Raw genomic sequence first — 17,906 nt, 5'->3', positions numbered from 1 at the left:
ACTCATTAGGAAGTTATTTATCGCGCTCAATAACGAAGCTGGCCAGCGCTCGCAGAGGCGTAGTGTTGTAAGAGTGTGCGGCCAACTCATCCAGTGCGCTGAGTGATTCCAGGTACAGGTCCCTGGCTTTTACCCGCGCATTTTCCAGCCCCATCAGCGCCGGGTAGGTGCTTTTACCCAGCTGCTGGTCGGCCCCCTGCTGTTTGCCCAGTACAGCAGTGTCACCAATCACGTCCAGAATATCGTCCTGCACCTGGAAGGCCAGGCCGATCGCAGCGGCGTAACGATCAAGCTGCGGCAACGCGGCGCGTCCGCGTTCTCCAGCGGTCAGCGCGCCTAAACGTACGGCTGAACGAATCAGCGCGCCGGTTTTGTGGCGGTGGATCTTCTCAAGTGCGGCTAAATCGACCTGCCTGCCCTCAGCAGCAAGATCGAGCGCCTGCCCGCCACACATCCCCGCTACGCCGCTGGCCCTGGCCAGCTCCGATAACATCGCTACCCGTGTGTTAGCGTCAACGCCGGGCATCGGCGTGTCGGCAAGGATTGAAAAGGCCAGCGTTTGCAGGGCGTCACCGGCAAGGATTGCGGTATCTTCGCCGAAGCGGATATGGCAGGTGGGCTGGCCACGCCGCAGGCTGTCATCATCCATCGCTGGCAGGTCGTCATGAATCAGCGAATAGGCATGAATGCACTCTACGGCGGCTGCCGGAGCATCCAGTGCCGCGTCGTCGGCCTGCAGCATCTGTCCGGTGGCATAAACCAGGAAAGGACGCAGCCGTTTACCGCCCAATAATGCACCGTACTCCATGGCGTTAACCAGTGGAGAACTCTGAAACGGCAGGGCCATAATAAACTGCTCTAGCGCAGCGTTGACGCGCTGGTGGTGCGCATCAAGCAGGACGTTGAAATTCATTACTCGTTTTCCGCGTTAAACGGCATCAGATCGGCGTTTTTATCGTCGCTCAGTAAAATCTGCACCCGCTGTTCCGCCTGCTGCAGCGTCTGCTGCCCGGCTCGGGCCAGCTGTACGCCGCGTTCAAACTCATTCAGTGCCTCTTCCAGCGGCAGATTGCCGCTCTCAAGGCGGGTGACGATCTGCTCTAACTGCTGCAGCGAGCTCTCAAAGCTGGCGGGCTGTTCGGCTTTTTTCGGCATCATCGATCCTGACTTATCATCATTTTATCTACGGATAATCCCTCATGGTATCCGACTGGAAATGATTAGCAAAATATACTCTGCAACTTTCGTTAAGAAGCGGGCGCCAGTGCAGAAAAAAGAGGGTTTTACAGCCTGGTTACCTCATCGACAGATGAATAAGCAGCCAGCGGTCAAAGATGATATACTCCCGCGCCTGGATGCAGTGGGGCCAGCCCCTTATTGCAAGACTCTGATTTTACAACTAAGTGCTTTTCCTTTCAGCATTTAATTGCCTAACGAACCCGTGCCGCCATGAAGTTTATCATTAAGTTATTCCCTGAAATTACTATTAAAAGCCAGTCCGTCCGCCTGCGTTTCATCAAAATCCTCACCGGAAACATTCGCAACGTACTGAAACACTACGATGAAAGCCTTGCCGTGGTCCGTCACTGGGATCACGTTGAAGTTCGCGCGAAAGATGAAAGCCAGCGCGGTGCGATTATCGGGCAACTGACCCGCACGCCCGGGATCCACCATATCCTCGAAGTGGAAGATCGAGCCTACACCGATGTGCACGACATCTTCGAGCAAACGCTGGCAGCCAACCGCGAACGCATTGAAGGCAAGTCATTCTGCGTGCGCGTGAAGCGCCGGGGTAAGCAGGAATTCAGCTCGCAGGACGTTGAACGCTATGTAGGCGGCGGGCTGAATCAGCACGTTGCCAGCGCCCGTGTGCAGCTGGATAAACCGGAAGTGACCGTTAATCTGGAGATCGACAATGACCGCCTTACGCTGGTCAACGCGCGTTTCGAAGGGCTGGGCGGCTACCCGATCGGTACCCAGGAGGACGTGCTGTCGCTGATCTCTGGCGGCTTCGACTCCGGCGTATCCAGCTATATGTTAATGCGCCGCGGCTGCCGCGTGCACTACTGCTTCTTTAATCTCGGCGGTGCCGCGCACGAAATCGGCGTGCGTCAGGTGGCCCATTACCTGTGGAAACGCTTTGGCAGCTCGCACCGCGTACGCTTTGTGGCGATCAACTTTGAGCCGGTGGTCGGTGAAATTCTGGAAAAAGTTGATGATGGTCAGATGGGCGTGGTGCTGAAGCGCATGATGGTGCGCGCCGCGTCGAAAATGGCCGAACGCTACGGCGTACAGGCGCTGGTCACCGGAGAAGCGCTGGGTCAGGTCTCCAGTCAGACCCTGACCAACCTGCGCGTCATCGACAACGCCAGCGACACGCTAATCCTGCGTCCGCTGATCTCGCACGATAAAGAGCACATCATCAAGATTGCCCGTGAAATCGGTACGGAAGATTTCGCCCGTACCATGCCGGAATACTGTGGCGTGATCTCAAAAAGCCCGACGGTGAAAGCGGTGAAGTCGAAGATCGAAGCGGAAGAGCAGAACTTCGATTTTGCCATCCTCGACCGGGTGGTGGAAGAAGCCAGCAACGTTGATATCCGTGAGATTGCGGAACAGACTCAGGAAGAGGTGGTGGAAGTTGAAACCGTCGCTTCCTGTGCGGCTAACGACGCGGTGCTGGATATCCGTTCTGCTGATGAACAGGATGCCAGCCCGTTAAGCGTTGACGGTGTTGAGGTTAAAGCGCTGCCGTTCTACAAGCTGGCGACCCAGTTTGCCGATCTGGATCAGAGTAAAACCTGGCTGCTGTACTGTGAGCGTGGCGTGATGAGCAAACTGCAGGCGCTGTACCTGCATGAGCAGGGCTTTACCAACGTTAAGATTTATCGTCCCTGAACCACCGCCGCAGCATCATGCCGTGTCCGGGCCGTACCTGCACTCCTTCGAGGAGTTAAGGCCCGGACGCGCGCTCGCTTAAAAAGCCTCGCGATAGTCGAAAATACCGGCGGCCAGCACCAGCTGTTCGCCGACTTCGCGGGCTTTTTCACTGCCCACCAGCAGGTCGATCAGCTTCAGCGCAAAATCAATCGTCGTGCCCGGTGCCTGGCTGGTCAGCAGATTAACCCGGCGATCCCACACCACGCGTCGATCCATCCATTTACCCTCCGGAATGGTCTCTTTCAGGCCAGGAAAACCGGTCATATTGCCCACCGGGAACAGATCGTGTGGGATCAGCACGGTACCGGGAGCGGCGCAGATCGCGGCGACGATGCGTCCGGAAAGGTGAAACTGACGGACGGTCTCGATCAGCAGCGGGCTGTCGCGGAAATTTTCCGCGCCCTTTAGCCCGCCGGGGAGCACAATGGCCGCGAACTCATCGTCCGCCACCGTCACCAGCGTGGCATCGGCCAGCAGCCGCACGCCGCGGGAGCAGACGATTTCCCGGCTGCCGTCGCTGGTGACGCTGGCGGTGACCACGTTGATGCCGGCGCGCACCAGCAGATCGATGGTGGTGACGGCCTCCGTCTCTTCACTGCCAGGCGCCAGGCAAACCAGAACCGATACGTTCGCGGTCATAATCTTGTTCCTTTCTTTTAATGTATTCGTAAAGACGGTTATTTTCCGGCGTGGCCAGGCCCTGGGCGCGGGCGCGGCGAATCACATAGCCGTTGATATAGTCGATTTCAGTGCGGCGCAGGGCGCGGATATCCTGCAGCATCGAAGAGACGTTGCCGGAGGTGGTACGGATCACCTCCATGACATAATCAATCAGCCACTCCCGCGACACGTGTTGCCCTTCGCGCTCCATCACGGCAGCGACTTCGTTACTGAGGGCGGCAATCTCCTGCGGGTATTGCGCCAGCTCGCCGTTAGTACAGTCGTAAAATACCGTCAGCGGGTTGATCACACAGTTTACCGCCAGCTTGTGCCAGGCGGCTGAGGCGACGTTGTTATGCCAGGCCACGTCAGGCAGCGCGGCGTGCAGGATTTCCGCCAGCTCGCTCATCGCCACCGCCGCCGGCGATATCGGGCCAATGTGGGTAATACCGCAGGCGACGTGGACGATCACCGTGCCGTCACGCCGCGCGGCATGGGTGGTGACGCCGCGCAGCAGCGGCTGCGGCAGCGACTTAAGCTCAGCCAGCGTACCCATGCCGTTATGAAGCAGCAACACCGGCGCCTGCTCCGGCAGCACCGACTGCAGGTTTTTTACCGCCTCGGAGACCTGAAACGCCTTCAGCGTTACCAGCAGCAGATCGCTGCCGGCGAGAAAGGCCGGATCGTTGGCGATAAAGGTTTTGTTGATCGTGCTTCCGTCAGGCTCGATCACGTTTACCGAACAGTAAGGCTGCGGCACGCGCAGCCAGCCCTGCACTTCATGGCCCTGGCGGTCAAGAGCGGCCAGCCACAGCTGCCCTAAAGCACCGCATCCAAGTACGGTAATTTTCATAATTCCTCCCGCGTGCGGGTGCTGTTAACCGCTCGGCCCGCCTGCTCATTATTATCGCTATCAGCGCCTGCGGTTTTATTTACCGGTGGCAAGCAGGTATTATGCCTGTCACTTTAGTATCAGGAGAATAGATCATGCCATCTTTCGATATCGTTTCCGAAATTGATTTGCAGGAAGTGCTCAATGCGGTGGAAAACGCCAACCGTGAACTGGCCACCCGCTTCGATTTCCGCAACGTGCAGGCCAGTTTTGAACTGAACCAGAAGAATGAGACCATCAAGGTGCTCAGTGAGTCTGACTTTCAGGTGAAGCAGCTGGTGGATATTCTGCGTGAGAAGCTGCTCAAGCGCGGGATTGAAGGCGCGGCGCTGGAGATTCCGGAGGAGATCGAGCACAGCGGTAAGAGCTGGAGCGTCGAAGCCAAAATGAAAAAAGGCATTGAAAGCGACGTGGCGAAGAAGCTGGTGAAGCTGATCAAAGACAGCAAGCTGAAGGTACAGACGCAGATTCAGGGCGACGAACTGCGCGTCACCGGCAAATCACGCGACGATCTACAGGGCGTAATGGCGCTGGTGCGCAAAGGCGAGCTGGGGCAACCGTTCCAGTTTAAGAACTTCCGCGACTGATTCTCTGCGGACAGCGTGTGCATGCTCAGCCCGCCGGTCTGCGCTGCTGCCACGCTCTGTTGTTCGCGGTCAAACCGCCCGCGCGGTTCAGGTGCGGGCGGATTTGACCGGCCTTCAGCTCCCGGGCGACAGACGGCCCGGAAGCCCGGATGCTCAGGCCATCTGACCTGCCGGGTGTCCGGCAATTAGCATCTCAAGTTCAGCGCGGCTGGTGACCTTACTGTCGATTTTGACATAGGCACTCTGCTCTTCCGGCACAATAAATACGGCGGCAACGCCTGGATGGGCCTTCAGCTTCTGCTCAAGTTCTGCTTTATCAGCGGCGCAGTGCTCCAGCGTGATGCGCAGGCTGCTGACATAAGGTGGCTCTTTCATGGTCATGCTGACACCCAGCCAGACAACGGCCAGCAGGGCACCGACCAGGAACACGCTCTGCGCATCAATATGACCAAACACCCAGCCGCCCATGCTGCCGCCGATCGCCACACCGATAAACTGGCTGGTGGAGTAGAGGCCCATCGCCGTGCCTTTATAACCCGGCGGAGACTCCTTGCTGACCAGTGACGGCAGGATCGCTTCCATCAGGTTAAAGCCGATAAAGAACAGCTGGACGCCGATAACCAGCGTCCAGAAGTTGTTGCCAGCACCCCACAGCACGATTTCCGCCACCAGCATCAGCGCCACGCAACCGACAAAGACCCGCTTCATCTTACGCTTCACTTCGGCGTAGATGATAAAGGGCAGCACGGTGACGAAGGCGATCAGCATGGTGAACAGATATACCTTCCAGTGCTCGGCCGGCGGGAAGCCAGCCTGTTCAAACTGGCCGGGCATAGCGACAAAGCTCGACATCAGCAGCACGTGCAGGCAGAGAATACCGAAATTCAGCCTGATGAGTCGTCCGTTGGTCAGCACGTCACGAATGCTGCCTTTCACCATGCCGGATTCCCGGTTCAGCTGGTGGCTGGCGGCTGAAGGCACCACCAGTAGCGTGATTACGATACCCACGGTTGCCAGCGCCGCAATCAGCCAGAACAGGGCGTGCAGGCCGAGGGCGTTGGTGATAATAGGGCCCAGTACCATGGCAATGGCAAAAGTGATGCCAAAGCTGATGCCGATAAACGCCATCGCCTTGGTGCGGTTCTGTTCGCGGGTCAGATCGGAAAGCAGCGCCATCACGGCGGCGGCAATCGCGCCGGAACCCTGGAGCGCACGGCCGAGAATCACCCCCCAGATTGAGGTGGTGGTGGCGGCGATAATGCTGCCCAGCACGAAGACTAACAGGCCAAACACGATCAGCGGCTTACGGCCAATCCGGTCGGAAAGCAGGCCGAAGGGGATCTGGAAAACGGCCTGTGCAAGGCCGTAAATACCAATGGCGAGGCCAATCAGCGCCTCGCTGGCACCTTGCAGTGCCATACCGTAGGTGGTCAGCACCGGCAGGACCATAAACATGCCCAGCATTCTCAGGGAAAAAACGCTCCCCAGACCCCAGGTGGCACGCAGCTCGCCCGGCGTCATTTTATTGTCGTTCATTACACCCTCAATTCTTCCAGGCCTTACTCTGCAGGCACCAGGATAAAGGCTTGCCTGAAACGGCTTGCCTGTGTAAGCAAATGGTCAGATTTGTCTATTTTATGTGGCGGGGGAGGGCGGGTAAAACAATAGTTTCCAGTTAGTCGTAACAAAAAGAAAGGGCGCGAAATCGCGCCCTTAGCAGTGATGTAGCTTGCGCTTACCAGACGTAAGTCAGCAGGTCTTTCGAGGCCGGGGTCATAAAGTCGACCGACATCATCACGCTGAGCGCGGTGATAGCCACGATTGAGAACACAAACAGCTTACGTGCCCAAACGCGATCGTTTGAGGTTTTGTAACCTGACAGTGCCATACCCAGCCACCAGACGCTCACCGCTGCCGCAACCACCAGATACTTGTACCCGGCGTAGCCACCGAGGGTCAGCATCAGCGTGGCAATCATAAACGCCAGGATATAGAGCGTAATATGATTCTTGGCGACAGAGATACCTTTCACCACCGGCAGAACCGGAATGTTGGCAGCCTGGTAATCTTTAAAGCGGAAGATCGCAATCGCGTACGAGTGCGGCATCTGCCACAGGCTAAAGATCGCCAGCAGGATCAGCGCGCCGGCATCGAACTGGTTGGTCACCGCACAGTAACCGATCACCGGCGGTGCAGCGCCAGACAGGCTGCCGATCAGGGTGCCGTAGACGGAGTTGCGCTTCATGTACAGGCTGTAAACGCCGACATAAACCACGAAGCCCATCACCGCCAGCCACATAGCCAGCGGGTTTGCTCCGAAATACAGCATCGCGAAGCCAGCAATACCCAGTACGGTTGCATAAACCAGGCTTAATTTCGGAGAGATGAGGCCTTTAACCAGCACCCGATTCTTGGTTCTCTCCATCTTTTTGTCGATGTCACGGTCGATAAAGTTGTTGTAAACACAACCTGACGCGACCACCAGCGAGACGCCGACTAAGGTGAAGAGAAACAGGGAGTAATCAATGCTGCCTTTCGAAGCCAGCAGGAATCCCCCGATAACAGAAATTAAATTTCCGAAAATAATTCCTGGTTTTGTTACTTGCAGGTATTGCTTAATCATCACAGTAGCTCTGTTAGTGGGCCATCATATTGTAGTTGAGGTTCCACATGATCCATAGCGAGCCAACAACAACAATCAGGATGATAATTGCAGCAAAGACGATAGCGACCATGTTCCAGCCACCTTCTGACTTGCTGTCCAGGTGCAGGAAGTACTTCAGGTGAACAAACACCTGAACCACTGCACAGATCAGCACCACTGCCAGGATAGTGGCTTTAGAAGCGCCACCGTCCATCACCATCCAGAAGGGGATACCGGTCAGAATGATCGACAGCACAAAGCCGATCATGTATGACTTCACGCTGCCGTGAGATGCACCATGCTCAGTTGCAGAATGGCTCATTACATCACCCCCATCAGGTAAACAATGGTGAATACGCAGATCCACACCACGTCCAGGAAGTGCCAGAACAGGCTCAGGCACATAATACGGGTACGGTTGGTTGAGGTCAGGCCACGCTTAGACACCTGATACATCAGCACCAGCATCCAGATCAGACCTGAAGTCACGTGCAGACCGTGAGTCCCTACCAGCGTGAAGAAGGCTGACAGGAAGCCACTGCGGTCAGGACCAAAGCCCTCTTTGATCAGGTGATGGAATTCATAGATTTCCATCGCGATGAAGCCCAGACCAAACAGGAAGGTCAGCGCCAGCCAGCCCAGCACCGCACCTTTCTTCTCGTTGTTCATGTTGATGACTGCAAAACCATAGGTAATGGAGCTCAACAGAAGCAGTGCGGTTTCAACCAGTACAAACGGCAGTTCAAAAATATCTTTCCCTGCCGGGCCGCCAGCGACGTTGTTTACCATTACACCATAGGTAGCAAACAGCGTGGCGAAGATGATGCAGTCGCTCATCAGGTAGATCCAGAAGCCAAAGACTTTGTTGGCTCCTGCATCGTGATGCCCATGGTCCCCATGGGCGTCGTGGTGTTTAGTCAGAGTTTCAGTTGACATTTTTCAGGCCTGCTTTGCTAATTTCGTCAAAGTGCTGATTCTCGATTTTTTCGATCTCGGCAACAGGAACGTAGTAATCCACGTCTTCGTCAAAGCTCTTAACGATCCAGGATACGATCATGGCCACGAAGGACAGACCGAGCAGCCACCAGATATGCCAGATCGCAGCGAAACCAAATACCAGCGAGAAGAAGCCAATCACCACACCGGCGCCGCTGTTCTTAGGCATATGAATTTCGTCATAGTGCGCAGGTTTCTTATACGCTTCGCCTTTCTCTTTCATTTCCCAGAACGCATCACGTTCCTGGATTTCAGGGACAATAGCAAAGTTATAGAACGGCGGTGGTGAAGAGGTTGCCCACTCCAGCGTACGGCCGCCCCACGGGTCACCGGTCAGGTCACGGTTCAGTTCACGGTCACGTACGGAGACGTAGAACTGAATGGCCTGGCAGATAACGCCACAGGCGATCAGACCGGCACCACAGGCTGCAACAACCAGCATCGGGTGGAACTGAGGATCGATATCCTGGCTGATGCGACGGGTCATACCCATGAAGCCCAGCACGTACAGCGGCATAAAGGCGGTGAAGAAGCCGATAATCCAGAACCAGAACGCACGGATACCCCAGGTTTCATTCAGCGTGAAGCCGAACGCTTTCGGGAACCAGTAGGTCACACCAGCGAAGCAACCGAACACCACACCACCGATAATCACGTTATGGAAGTGGGCAATCAGGAACAGGCTGTTATGCAGAACGAAGTCCGCACCTGGTACGGCCAGCAGCACCCCGGTCATACCACCTACAGAGAAGGTGACCAGGAAGCCAACGGTCCACAGCATCGCAGAGTGCATCTGAATGCGGCCCTGATACATGGTGAACAGCCAGTTAAAGATTTTCACCCCGGTAGGAATGGCGATAATCATCGTCATAATACCGAAGAAGGCGTTAACGTTGGCGCCAGCACCCATGGTGAAGAAGTGGTGCAGCCATACGATGAAGGACAGGATGGTAATTACCACCGTTGCCCACACCAGAGAGGTGTAACCAAACAGACGTTTTTTCGAGAAGGTTGCAACAATCTCTGAGAACACACCGAAGACCGGCAGAACCAGGATGTACACTTCCGGATGTCCCCAAACCCAAATCAGGTTCACGTACATCATCATGTTGCCGCCCATATCATTGGTAAAGAAATGGAAACCAAGATAACGGTCAAGGGTCAGCAGAGCCAGGGTCACGGTGAGAACCGGGAACGCGGCGATGATCAGCACGTTGGTACACAGGGAAGCCCAGGTAAACACCGGCATTTTGAACATGGTCATGCCCGGCGCACGCATCTTCATGATGGTCACGAAGAAGTTGATACCGGTCAGGGTCGTACCAATACCGGAGAGCTGTAGACTCCATATCCAGTAGTCAACACCGACCCCCGGACTGTATTCCGCTCCCGAGAGTGGCGGATAAGCCAGCCAGCCGGTCTGTGCGAACTCGCCCACACCCAGTGACAGGTTAACCAGAACCACACCGACCGCGGTGAACCAGAAGCTCAGGTTGTTCAGGAACGGGTAGGCCACGTCGCGCGCGCCGATCTGCAGAGGAACAGCAATGTTCATCAGACCAACCACGAACGGCATCGCTACGAAGAAGATCATGATCACGCCATGGGCGGTGAAGATCTGGTCGTAGTGGTGCGGTGGTAGAATGCCCGCTTCACCCGCAGAGGCTAGCACCTGCTGGGTACGCATCATTACGGCATCGGCAAAGCCGCGCAGCAGCATGACGAAAGCCATAATGATGTACATGATACCGAGTTTTTTGTGGTCGACTGACGTCAGCCATTCGGTCCACAGATATTTCCACTTACCGAAGTAAGTCAGTGCGGCAACCAGTGCCAGGCCACCCAGGATGATGCCAGCCACGGTAACCATGATAATCGGTTCGTGATACGGCACTGCTTCCAGTGTTAATTTTCCTAACATCGTATTATTCCTCGGCTCCCGCGTGAGCGGAGTTGCTCATATCCATACCTTCATGGCCTTCGCCGTGAGACATGTCCATGCTTCCACCGTGGCTGGTCATAAACTGCCCAATAACGTCGCTGAACAGGCCAGGCTTCACGCTTGAGTAGTACGCCACTGGATTATTTTCGCTTGGTGCTGCCACCTTTTTGAAATCATCCATGGAGGCCAGTGCATCTGGTGACTGCTTCACTTTTGCTACCCACTGATCGAAGGTTGCTTCGTCAGGCGTTGCAATCGCTTTGAACTTCATACCAGAGAAGCCACGACCACTGAAGTTTGAGGAGATACCGTCAAAGGTGCCAGGTTCATTCGCAATCAGATGCAGTTTAGTCTGCATACCCGCCATAGCGTAAATCTGGCTACCGAGGGTTGGAATGAAGAAGGAGTTCATCACGGTGTTCGAGGTAATCTTGAAGCTCACCGGGCGGTTAGCCGGGAAAGCAATCTGGTTGACGGTCGCTATACCCTGTTCCGGGTAAATGAACAGCCATTTCCAGTCAAGCGACACTACTTCAATCTCGATCGGCTTGGCATCGTGCACCAGCGGCTTGCTTGGTTCCAGAGCGTGGGTTGATTTCCACGTCAAAATTCCAAGGAAAACAATGATTAAGATTGGAACAGTCCAGACCACGGCTTCAACTTTATTCGAGTGTGACCAGTTCGGGCTGTATTTGGCGTTAGTGTTAGAAGCCCGATATTTCCAGGCGAACACAACGGCCATCAGGACTGCGGGGATCACGACGATCATCATCAAGCCAAAGGCTGTCAGAATCAATGAACGCTGCTCCAGTGCAACCTGTCCTTTGGGATTTAACAACGCGCTATCGCAGCCACTAAGTAAAATAGTGCCTGCGATTAACGAGAAAATCCCCAAACTTTTATTGTATTTACTGAGTCTCATTTAACGACCTCAATGACAAGGGCTCTATTGTCGTTTAAGTGTGTGCGGCATTTTACGGGAAGGTTTATGGACTGTAAACCTGCAACAGGTTGTGTCAGCGGGGTGTTGACACCTTTTGCAAAGGCTATCACAGATGTTACTGGTAGTGACAAAATATGAATATTGGCAAGGGGTTGGCGCTAATATAACAAAAAACGATGAAAAAAAAGCCGCTAAAATCAGATACGCTATAACCAGACGGTTAATGCCCCAATTGTTTAACAAGTCCTTATCATTTGTGTGATATTTATTAACCTAAAACTGATTACGCACCGGTTTTTAATACTAATTTATCACACTTAATTCCCGCCAAAAATTTTCTTAAAGGGCACCTTCTGACCGAAAATTAAATTTCCAGCAGCGTTTTATGTTTGTTAACACAAACCTCGCTGCGGGGCGGGGCGCACGTTTTTTTCTCCTTAATTGTTAATGCCTTGTTGTAAAAACAAGGCATTAACAGCAACGATTGCGGCACCGGCGTCAGGACTGAGGCTGCTGTGGCACCGTTTTTTGCGCCCGGTAATCCATTACCGTTCCCGCAACAATGGCGGCCAGCAACAGGACGATACCCGCTTCAAACAGCAGCGAACTGAGGGCATCAGCCGCCAGTACGCCAGACGCACCAAGTGCCAACAGCACCAGCCAGATGGCCAGCAGCAGACAGCCCAGCGCCAGCCCGCGGGTGGCCCAACGGTAACCGGCAGCAAACGACGTCCGCGGCTGAAAGGCGTTACCGCTCGCCGCCTGTTCCAGCGTTGAGCGGCAGGCGGCGAGCAGCAGCAACCCCGGCAGGGCGGCGATGACCGAGAAAGCATAAAATGTCGGCCAGCCCCAGCCGGCCACAAACCAGCCTGCCACCGGGCCAACGTAGACGCGGCCCACCGCTGACAGCGCCGAAAGCAGCGCAAACTGTGTGGCAGAGAAAGAGCGGTTGCACAAGGTCATCAGCAGGGCGACAAACGCCGCGGTGCCCATGCCGCCGCACAGGTTTTCTACCGTCACCGCTGCTGCCATGCTGTACAGATGCCTGTCGGTAACGGCCAGGATCCAGTAACCGAGGTTAGAGACGGCCTGCAACAGGCCAAACAGCATTAACGCACGGAACAGGCTCAGCCGCTGCATCAACAGGCCGCCGGCCAGCGCGCCGATAATGGTCGCCACCAGCCCCAGCGTTTTATTAACCAGGCCCACGTCGCCGGCATCGAAGCCCACGCCCCGGATCAGGAAAATGGTGGTCAGGCTGGCGGCAAAGGCATCGCCGAGTTTATACAGCACAATCAGCGACAGGATCAGCCAGGCGTTGTTGCGGTTAAAGAAATCGCGCAGCGGCGCGACCACTGCCGCCTCAAGCGTGCGCGGACGCTCAATCCTGTCATCGGGTTCTTTCGCCAGCAGGGTGGCGATCACGCCGGGCACCATCATCGCGGCCATCAGCCACCAGATTGCCTGCCAGCCGAGGAAGCGGTCCGCCAGCCACAGCGCCAGGCCACCGGAGACCAGCATCGCCAGGCGATAGCCCAGCACGCTGATCGCCGCACCGCTGCCGCGTTCTTCCGCCGGCAAGACGTCGGTTTTCCAGGCATCGAAAACAATATCCTGTGAGGCAGAGCAGAACGCGACCAGCACCGCCAGCGCGGCCAGCAGCGTTAAATCACGAGAGGGCTGCATAAAGCCCATCAGTGCAATACCGACGATTAACAGCAGCTGGGTGATCAGCAGCCAGCCACGACGACGCCCAAGAAACGGCGGCGTATAGCGATCCATCAACGGTGACCAGAGAAACTTAAAGACGTAGGCCTGGCCTACCAGAGAGAAGAAACCGATGGTTTTGATATCGATATTTTCGACGGCCATCCATGCCTGTAGGGTGCCGGAGGTGAGCGCCAGCGGCAGGCCGGAAGCAAAACCCAGTAACAGAAGCAGGGCGGAGTTACGCCGGGTAAAGATGTGCAGATAATGGCTGGGCATAAGGGCCTTATGACAGCCCGGCATCCTGCCGGGCTGAAAAGTGATTAACGGGTGTTCTGCTTGATGAACTCGCTGACGCTGGTGTCCTGTGCCATATCAGAGATCACGTCGCCGAGCGTGGCGTTAACCGCATTGGTGATTTTCTCGTTGCTCGCGCTCAGCGCGCCTTCAACGCTATAGACCTGGCGGTAGTTTTTCACCTGCTTGTTGCCATTTTTCGCCGTGGCAATGATCGAAATGTCCGCTTTAGTGGTGATGCTGTAGCGCAGGTTACCCTGGGTCACATCAGCGTACAGGTTGTTCACAACGATCTGCAGATCGACAGCACCGTTCGGGCCAATCATATAACCGCGGGCGGTCATCTGCTTCTCCAGCGTCTCCTGCAGCAGGAAGCGCAGATCGCGTGAAGGCGTCAGCGTCACCAGCTGGCCATCGCGGTTGATTTTAGCCAGCGCCTGATCGCTGCGCTGATCGGCACCGTTGATGCTGACTGTGACGCCCATCAGGCCCGGATCCTGCTGGGGCAGCTTAATTTTTGGTGAAACTTCAAGGGTATTACTGCTGGTTGCACAGCCAGCCAGAACGAACATGGCCAGCAGAGGGAAGATGAATTTTTTTAACATGCTTATTTTCTCGGTTTCATAAGGTGTAGTGCTGACAAAACTGCGGCCATCATAACACTGCCTGTCAGCAGGGGAAGAGCTGATCGCGCGTAAATTCATCGCGTTGGCCGTTTTTCAGACGTGTCTGCGCCGGGTTTTTTGACTGCGCGGCGGGGATTACGTTGCACCCGCCGCTGTGAAAATTTTCCGCTGCTGCGAAAATTTCGGTAAAGTGCGACGGTTATACTGAAAAACCAACTAATATTGAATGAGATGGGGCACCGCTCTGAATCTGAGGAGTCCGGGTATGATGCGTGAACAAATAGAAGAAAAGCTACGTACGGCATTTTCACCGCTGCACCTTGAGGTCCATGACGAAAGCTACCGGCACAATGTTCCTGCGGGGGCGGAGAGCCATTTTAAAGTGATCATTGTCAGCGACAGCTTTAATGGACAGCGCTTCCTGGCACGTCACCGTGCCATCTATGGCGTGCTGGCGGACGAGCTGGCCGGCAGCGTCCATGCGCTGGCGTTGCACAGCTACACTGATAAAGAGTGGCAAGGTCTGCAGGATACCGTACCTGCCTCTCCAAACTGTCGCGGCGCGGGCACGCTGGCCTGATTTCGCATACGAATTAAACAAACGGCCTGCGGGCCGTTTTCTTGTTTCTGGGCGCAGTTGGCATCTGCTGCAGCAATTTCTTGCGGTTTTACCTTAAAAATGTAAAAAGTAGCCTGTTTAGAGGGGAGGTGTCGCCTCGACTCGCTTTGACGTTGCAGCTATAATGCGCGTCTAATTTTTTTCCGGAATGTCTTCGGGACGCTTCTGCGTAACAGGGAACGCGGTTCTGACATCAGAAGCCGTCCCGGTTCTTAGACCGACGCTGTTCAGGGTGCCTGCACCCGTGGACAGGGCCAGTCTGAAGTCGACCGAGCACGTGATTTTTTGAGGTAATAAGATGCAAGTTTCAGTAGAAACAACTCAGGGCCTGGGCCGTCGCGTAACGATTACCATCGATAAAGATGTGATCGCCACTGCGGTTAAAAACGAGCTGGTTAACGTTGCTAAGAAAGTACGCATCGACGGTTTCCGTAAAGGAAAAGTGCCGATGACCGTGGTTGCACAGCGTTACGGCGCCTCTGTTCGCCAGGACGTGCTGGGCGATCTGATGCAGCGCGGTTTTGTTGACGCGATCATCAAAGATAAAATTAACCCGGCCGGTGCGCCAAACTACGTACCAGGCGCCTACACCGAAGGTGAAGACTTCACCTTCACCGCCGAGTTTGAAGTGTATCCGGAAGTTGAGCTGCAGGGTCTGGACGCTATCGAAGTTGAAAAACCGGTAGTTGAAGTGACCGATGCCGACGTCGACACCATGCTGGACACGCTGCGTAAGCAGCAGGCAACCTGGAAAGAGACCGATGCTGCTGCGACCGCTGAAGATCGCGCGACCATCGATTTCACCGGTTCTGTTGACGGCGAAGAGTTTGAAGGCGGCAAAGCCTCTGACTTCGTGCTCGCAATGGGCCAGGGTCGTATGATCCCAGGCTTCGAAGAGGGCATTACCGGTCGTAAAGCTGGTGAAACCTTCACCATCGACGTCAACTTCCCGGACGATTACCACGCTGAAAACCTGAAAGGGAAAGCGGCGAAGTTCGAAATCGTGCTGAAGAAAGTTGAAGAGCGCGAGCTGCCAGAGTTCACCGAAGAGTTCATCAAGCGTTTCGGCGTGGAAGATGGTTCTGTGGCTGGCCTGCGTACCGAAGTACGCAAGAACATGCAACGTGAGCTGAAAGGCGCCGTGCGTAACCGCGTGAAGACTCAGGCGATCGACGGTCTGGTGAAAGCCAACGATATCGACGTTCCTGCTGCGCTGATCGATGGTGAAATCGACGTGCTGAAGCGTCAGGCTGCACAGCGTTTTGGTGGCAACGAGAAGCAGGCGCTGGAGCTTCCACGCGAGCTGTTCGAAGAGCAGGCTAAACGCCGCGTTGTTGTTGGCCTGCTGCTGGGTGAAGTGATTCGTACCCACGAGCTGAAAGCTGACGAAGATCGTGTTAAAGCGCTGATCGAAGAGATGGCTTCGGCTTACGAAGATCCATCAGAAGTGATCGAGTTCTACAGCAAAAATACCGAGCTGATGAACAACATGCGTAACGTTGCTCTGGAAGAGCAGGCTGTTGAAGCCGTGCTGGAAAAAGCCAAAGTGACCGAAAAAGAGACCAACTTCCAGGAACTGATGAACCAGACCCAAACGGCCTGATTCTCCGAACCGGTAGTGTGATCCAAGCCCGCGTCCTTTGGTCGCGGGCTTTTGCATTTCAGAGCGTTACAGCGCACTGCTTTTTTTGACGATTTGCTCATTTAATCTGCAAATTATCGTCTGAGCCACTTTTCCTGGTTAGCAGTTAATAAAAACGTTGTTATGCTTGAAATAGCCGATACAAATCCCCAAATTGTAACAACGAAGTCATCAGGCCCGATGACTCTGTGGACGCGTCGGGTGGAAGGCCTGGGCACATCGTGTCCCCGAACGCTCTTACGTAGAATCGCTACAGAGTGTATTGCCAAATGAAATTTATCCAGGAGACGGTAATGTCATACAGTGGCGAACGTGAACAAATGGCACCCCATATGGCTTTAGTGCCGATGGTAGTCGAACAAACCTCTCGTGGAGAGCGTTCTTACGACATTTACTCGCGCCTGCTCAAAGAGCGCATTATTTTCCTGACCGGTCAGGTCGAAGACCATATGGCCAACCTGATCGTGGCGCAGATGCTGTTCCTGGAAGCGGAAAATCCGGAAAAGGATATCCATCTCTATATTAACTCGCCGGGTGGCGTGATCACCGCAGGGATGTCTATTTATGACACCATGCAGTTTATCAAACCCGACGTCAGCACCATCTGTATGGGCCAGGCCTGCTCAATGGGCGCGTTCCTGCTGACCGCCGGCGCGAAAGGTAAGCGCTACTGCCTGCCAAACTCACGTGTGATGATCCACCAGCCGCTGGGTGGTTTCCAGGGACAGGCGTCAGACATTGATATCCATGCCCGTGAAATCATCAAGACCAAACAGATGATGAACGAGTTGATGGCGAAGCACACGGGTCAGAGTATCGAAACGATTGAGCGTGACACCAACCGCGATCGCTTCCTGTCGGCCAGCGAAGCCGTTGAGTATGGCTTAGTGGATTCTGTGCTGGCACAGCGTAACTGATTATTTGCCGGATCGACGTTGCAGAGCAGAGCCGCCGCGACTGGCGGCCTGTCTCATTGAGTCCGATCGGGGTTTTAGGGGGAGTGAATGACTGAAAAACGCAAAGACGGTTCAGGGAAGCTGCTGTACTGCTCTTTTTGCGGCAAAAGCCAGCATGAAGTGCGCAAGCTGATTGCCGGCCCGTCAGTGTACGTTTGCGATGAGTGCGTTGAACTCTGCAACGACATTATCCGCGAAGAGATTAAGGAAGTGGCGCCGCACCGCGAGCGTAACTCCCTGCCGACGCCGCATGAAATCCGCCACCACCTGGATGACTACGTCATCGGCCAGGAGCGGGCGAAAAAGGTGCTGGCGGTGGCGGTATATAACCACTACAAGCGCCTGCGCAACGGCGATACCAGCAACGGCATCGAGCTGGGCAAAAGTAACATTCTGCTGATCGGGCCGACCGGCAGCGGTAAAACGCTGCTGGCGGAAACGCTGGCGCGGCTGCT

The 17,906-nt window shown here is 55.1% G+C and carries 18 protein-coding genes; 6 read left to right on the top strand and 12 right to left on the bottom strand.

Going from position 1 to position 17,906, the window contains the following annotated elements:
- Window positions 1-13: 13 nt before the first annotated feature.
- Together ispA and xseB are read right to left on the bottom strand one after the other, a co-directional pair.
- Window positions 14-913 carry a (2E,6E)-farnesyl diphosphate synthase gene (gene ispA, locus NV64_RS10150; RefSeq protein ID WP_056233960.1) on the bottom strand — a complete coding sequence of 300 codons (900 nt, stop codon included), beginning with the start codon at window positions 911-913 and terminating at the stop codon, window positions 14-16.
- Window positions 913-1,155: an exodeoxyribonuclease VII small subunit gene (xseB, locus tag NV64_RS10145; RefSeq protein ID WP_056233962.1), complete on the bottom strand. Its 243-nt coding sequence runs from the start codon at window positions 1,153-1,155 to the stop codon at window positions 913-915. Before xseB ends, ispA begins: the two co-directional genes overlap by 1 nt.
- 294 nt (window positions 1,156-1,449) lie before the next feature.
- Between xseB and thiI the strand changes: the two genes are divergently transcribed.
- Entirely contained in the window at window positions 1,450-2,898 is a 1,449-nt protein-coding gene (thiI, locus tag NV64_RS10140) for a tRNA uracil 4-sulfurtransferase ThiI (protein WP_101505852.1), read from the top strand.
- A 78-nt stretch (window positions 2,899-2,976) separates the two neighbouring features.
- Here thiI and yajL read toward each other — a convergent pair whose 3' ends face one another.
- Window positions 2,977-3,579 carry a protein deglycase YajL gene (yajL, locus tag NV64_RS10135; RefSeq protein WP_056233968.1) on the bottom strand — a complete coding sequence of 201 codons (603 nt, stop codon included), beginning with the start codon at window positions 3,577-3,579 and terminating at the stop codon, window positions 2,977-2,979.
- Complete coding sequence (panE, locus tag NV64_RS10130) at window positions 3,533-4,453, bottom strand: 2-dehydropantoate 2-reductase (RefSeq protein ID WP_101505851.1); 921 nt, start codon at window positions 4,451-4,453, stop codon at window positions 3,533-3,535. Before panE ends, yajL begins: the two co-directional genes overlap by 47 nt.
- Window positions 4,454-4,587: 134 nt before the next feature.
- On the opposite strand from panE, the gene NV64_RS10125 reads away from it, so the two are divergent.
- Complete coding sequence (locus NV64_RS10125) at window positions 4,588-5,079, top strand: YajQ family cyclic di-GMP-binding protein (RefSeq protein WP_056233976.1); 492 nt, start codon at window positions 4,588-4,590, stop codon at window positions 5,077-5,079.
- Window positions 5,080-5,232: 153 nt separating this feature from the next.
- Here NV64_RS10125 and NV64_RS10120 read toward each other — a convergent pair whose 3' ends face one another.
- From NV64_RS10120 to NV64_RS10085, 8 genes are all read right to left on the bottom strand, one after another.
- Window positions 5,233-6,615, bottom strand: a complete 1,383-nt coding sequence (locus NV64_RS10120) for an MFS transporter (protein ID WP_056233979.1) — start codon at window positions 6,613-6,615, stop codon at window positions 5,233-5,235.
- Window positions 6,616-6,814: 199 nt separating this feature from the next.
- Window positions 6,815-7,702 (bottom strand): heme o synthase, encoded by an 888-nt coding sequence (cyoE, locus tag NV64_RS10115; RefSeq protein ID WP_101505850.1) that lies wholly within the window; start codon window positions 7,700-7,702, stop codon window positions 6,815-6,817.
- A gap of 13 nt (window positions 7,703-7,715) precedes the next feature.
- Window positions 7,716-8,045, bottom strand: coding sequence for a cytochrome o ubiquinol oxidase subunit IV (locus tag NV64_RS10110; protein WP_056233984.1), 330 nt, complete (start codon window positions 8,043-8,045; stop codon window positions 7,716-7,718).
- Entirely contained in the window at window positions 8,045-8,659 is a 615-nt protein-coding gene (locus NV64_RS10105) for a cytochrome o ubiquinol oxidase subunit III (RefSeq protein ID WP_056233986.1), read from the bottom strand. Before NV64_RS10105 ends, NV64_RS10110 begins: the two co-directional genes overlap by 1 nt.
- Window positions 8,649-10,640 (bottom strand): cytochrome o ubiquinol oxidase subunit I, encoded by a 1,992-nt coding sequence (gene cyoB, locus NV64_RS10100; protein ID WP_056233988.1) that lies wholly within the window; start codon window positions 10,638-10,640, stop codon window positions 8,649-8,651. The genes NV64_RS10105 and cyoB overlap by 11 nt, the downstream gene beginning before the upstream one ends.
- Before the next feature lie 4 nt (window positions 10,641-10,644).
- Window positions 10,645-11,583: a cytochrome o ubiquinol oxidase subunit II gene (gene cyoA / locus NV64_RS10095; RefSeq protein WP_056233991.1), complete on the bottom strand. Its 939-nt coding sequence runs from the start codon at window positions 11,581-11,583 to the stop codon at window positions 10,645-10,647.
- 519 nt (window positions 11,584-12,102) lie between these two features.
- Entirely contained in the window at window positions 12,103-13,590 is a 1,488-nt protein-coding gene (ampG, locus tag NV64_RS10090) for a muropeptide MFS transporter AmpG (RefSeq protein WP_056233994.1), read from the bottom strand.
- Between the two features lie 44 nt (window positions 13,591-13,634).
- Window positions 13,635-14,213, bottom strand: a complete 579-nt coding sequence (locus NV64_RS10085) for a lipoprotein (protein WP_056233997.1) — start codon at window positions 14,211-14,213, stop codon at window positions 13,635-13,637.
- Window positions 14,214-14,499: 286 nt separating this feature from the next.
- Between NV64_RS10085 and bolA the strand changes: the two genes are divergently transcribed.
- The 4 genes from bolA to NV64_RS10065 all read left to right on the top strand — a co-directional run.
- Window positions 14,500-14,814, top strand: coding sequence for a transcriptional regulator BolA (bolA, locus tag NV64_RS10080; RefSeq protein WP_056234000.1), 315 nt, complete (start codon window positions 14,500-14,502; stop codon window positions 14,812-14,814).
- Between the two features lie 337 nt (window positions 14,815-15,151).
- Window positions 15,152-16,456, top strand: a complete 1,305-nt coding sequence (tig, locus tag NV64_RS10075; RefSeq protein ID WP_056234002.1) for a trigger factor — start codon at window positions 15,152-15,154, stop codon at window positions 16,454-16,456.
- A 332-nt stretch (window positions 16,457-16,788) separates the two neighbouring features.
- A complete protein-coding gene (clpP, locus tag NV64_RS10070; protein WP_056234005.1) occupies window positions 16,789-17,412 on the top strand; it encodes an ATP-dependent Clp endopeptidase proteolytic subunit ClpP in 624 nt (207 codons plus the stop codon).
- 87 nt (window positions 17,413-17,499) lie between these two features.
- On the top strand, window positions 17,500-17,906 hold a 407-nt coding region (locus NV64_RS10065), incomplete at its 3' end, for a ClpX C4-type zinc finger protein (protein ID WP_199177647.1).

It is taken from the genome of Erwinia sp. B116 (genome assembly GCF_002865965.1).
Lineage (GTDB): Bacteria > Pseudomonadota > Gammaproteobacteria > Enterobacterales > Enterobacteriaceae > Erwinia.
The sequence above is the reverse complement of the archived record's forward strand: the minus strand, read 5'-3'. Positions and strand labels throughout refer to the sequence as shown.

Bases quoted from the DNA above. Each gene is read 5' to 3' on its own strand.
- tig (WP_056234002.1), top strand. From the start codon at position 15,152: ATGCAAGTTTCAGTAGAAACAACTCAGGGCCTGGGCCGTCGCGTAACG.
- NV64_RS10085 (WP_056233997.1), bottom strand. From the start codon at position 14,213: ATGTTAAAAAAATTCATCTTCCCTCTGCTGGCCATGTTCGTTCTGGCT.
- panE (WP_101505851.1), bottom strand. From the start codon at position 4,453: ATGAAAATTACCGTACTTGGATGCGGTGCTTTAGGGCAGCTGTGGCTG.
- bolA (WP_056234000.1), top strand. From the start codon at position 14,500: ATGATGCGTGAACAAATAGAAGAAAAGCTACGTACGGCATTTTCACCG.
- cyoE (WP_101505850.1), bottom strand. From the start codon at position 7,702: ATGATTAAGCAATACCTGCAAGTAACAAAACCAGGAATTATTTTCGGA.
- NV64_RS10105 (WP_056233986.1), bottom strand. From the start codon at position 8,659: ATGTCAACTGAAACTCTGACTAAACACCACGACGCCCATGGGGACCAT.
- ampG (WP_056233994.1), bottom strand. From the start codon at position 13,590: ATGCCCAGCCATTATCTGCACATCTTTACCCGGCGTAACTCCGCCCTG.
- yajL (WP_056233968.1), bottom strand. From the start codon at position 3,579: ATGACCGCGAACGTATCGGTTCTGGTTTGCCTGGCGCCTGGCAGTGAA.
- thiI (WP_101505852.1), top strand. From the start codon at position 1,450: ATGAAGTTTATCATTAAGTTATTCCCTGAAATTACTATTAAAAGCCAG.
- NV64_RS10120 (WP_056233979.1), bottom strand. From the start codon at position 6,615: ATGAACGACAATAAAATGACGCCGGGCGAGCTGCGTGCCACCTGGGGT.
- cyoB (WP_056233988.1), bottom strand. From the start codon at position 10,640: ATGTTAGGAAAATTAACACTGGAAGCAGTGCCGTATCACGAACCGATT.
- NV64_RS10110 (WP_056233984.1), bottom strand. From the start codon at position 8,045: ATGAGCCATTCTGCAACTGAGCATGGTGCATCTCACGGCAGCGTGAAG.
- ispA (WP_056233960.1), bottom strand. From the start codon at position 913: ATGAATTTCAACGTCCTGCTTGATGCGCACCACCAGCGCGTCAACGCT.
- clpP (WP_056234005.1), top strand. From the start codon at position 16,789: ATGTCATACAGTGGCGAACGTGAACAAATGGCACCCCATATGGCTTTA.
- NV64_RS10125 (WP_056233976.1), top strand. From the start codon at position 4,588: ATGCCATCTTTCGATATCGTTTCCGAAATTGATTTGCAGGAAGTGCTC.
- xseB (WP_056233962.1), bottom strand. From the start codon at position 1,155: ATGCCGAAAAAAGCCGAACAGCCCGCCAGCTTTGAGAGCTCGCTGCAG.
- cyoA (WP_056233991.1), bottom strand. From the start codon at position 11,583: ATGAGACTCAGTAAATACAATAAAAGTTTGGGGATTTTCTCGTTAATC.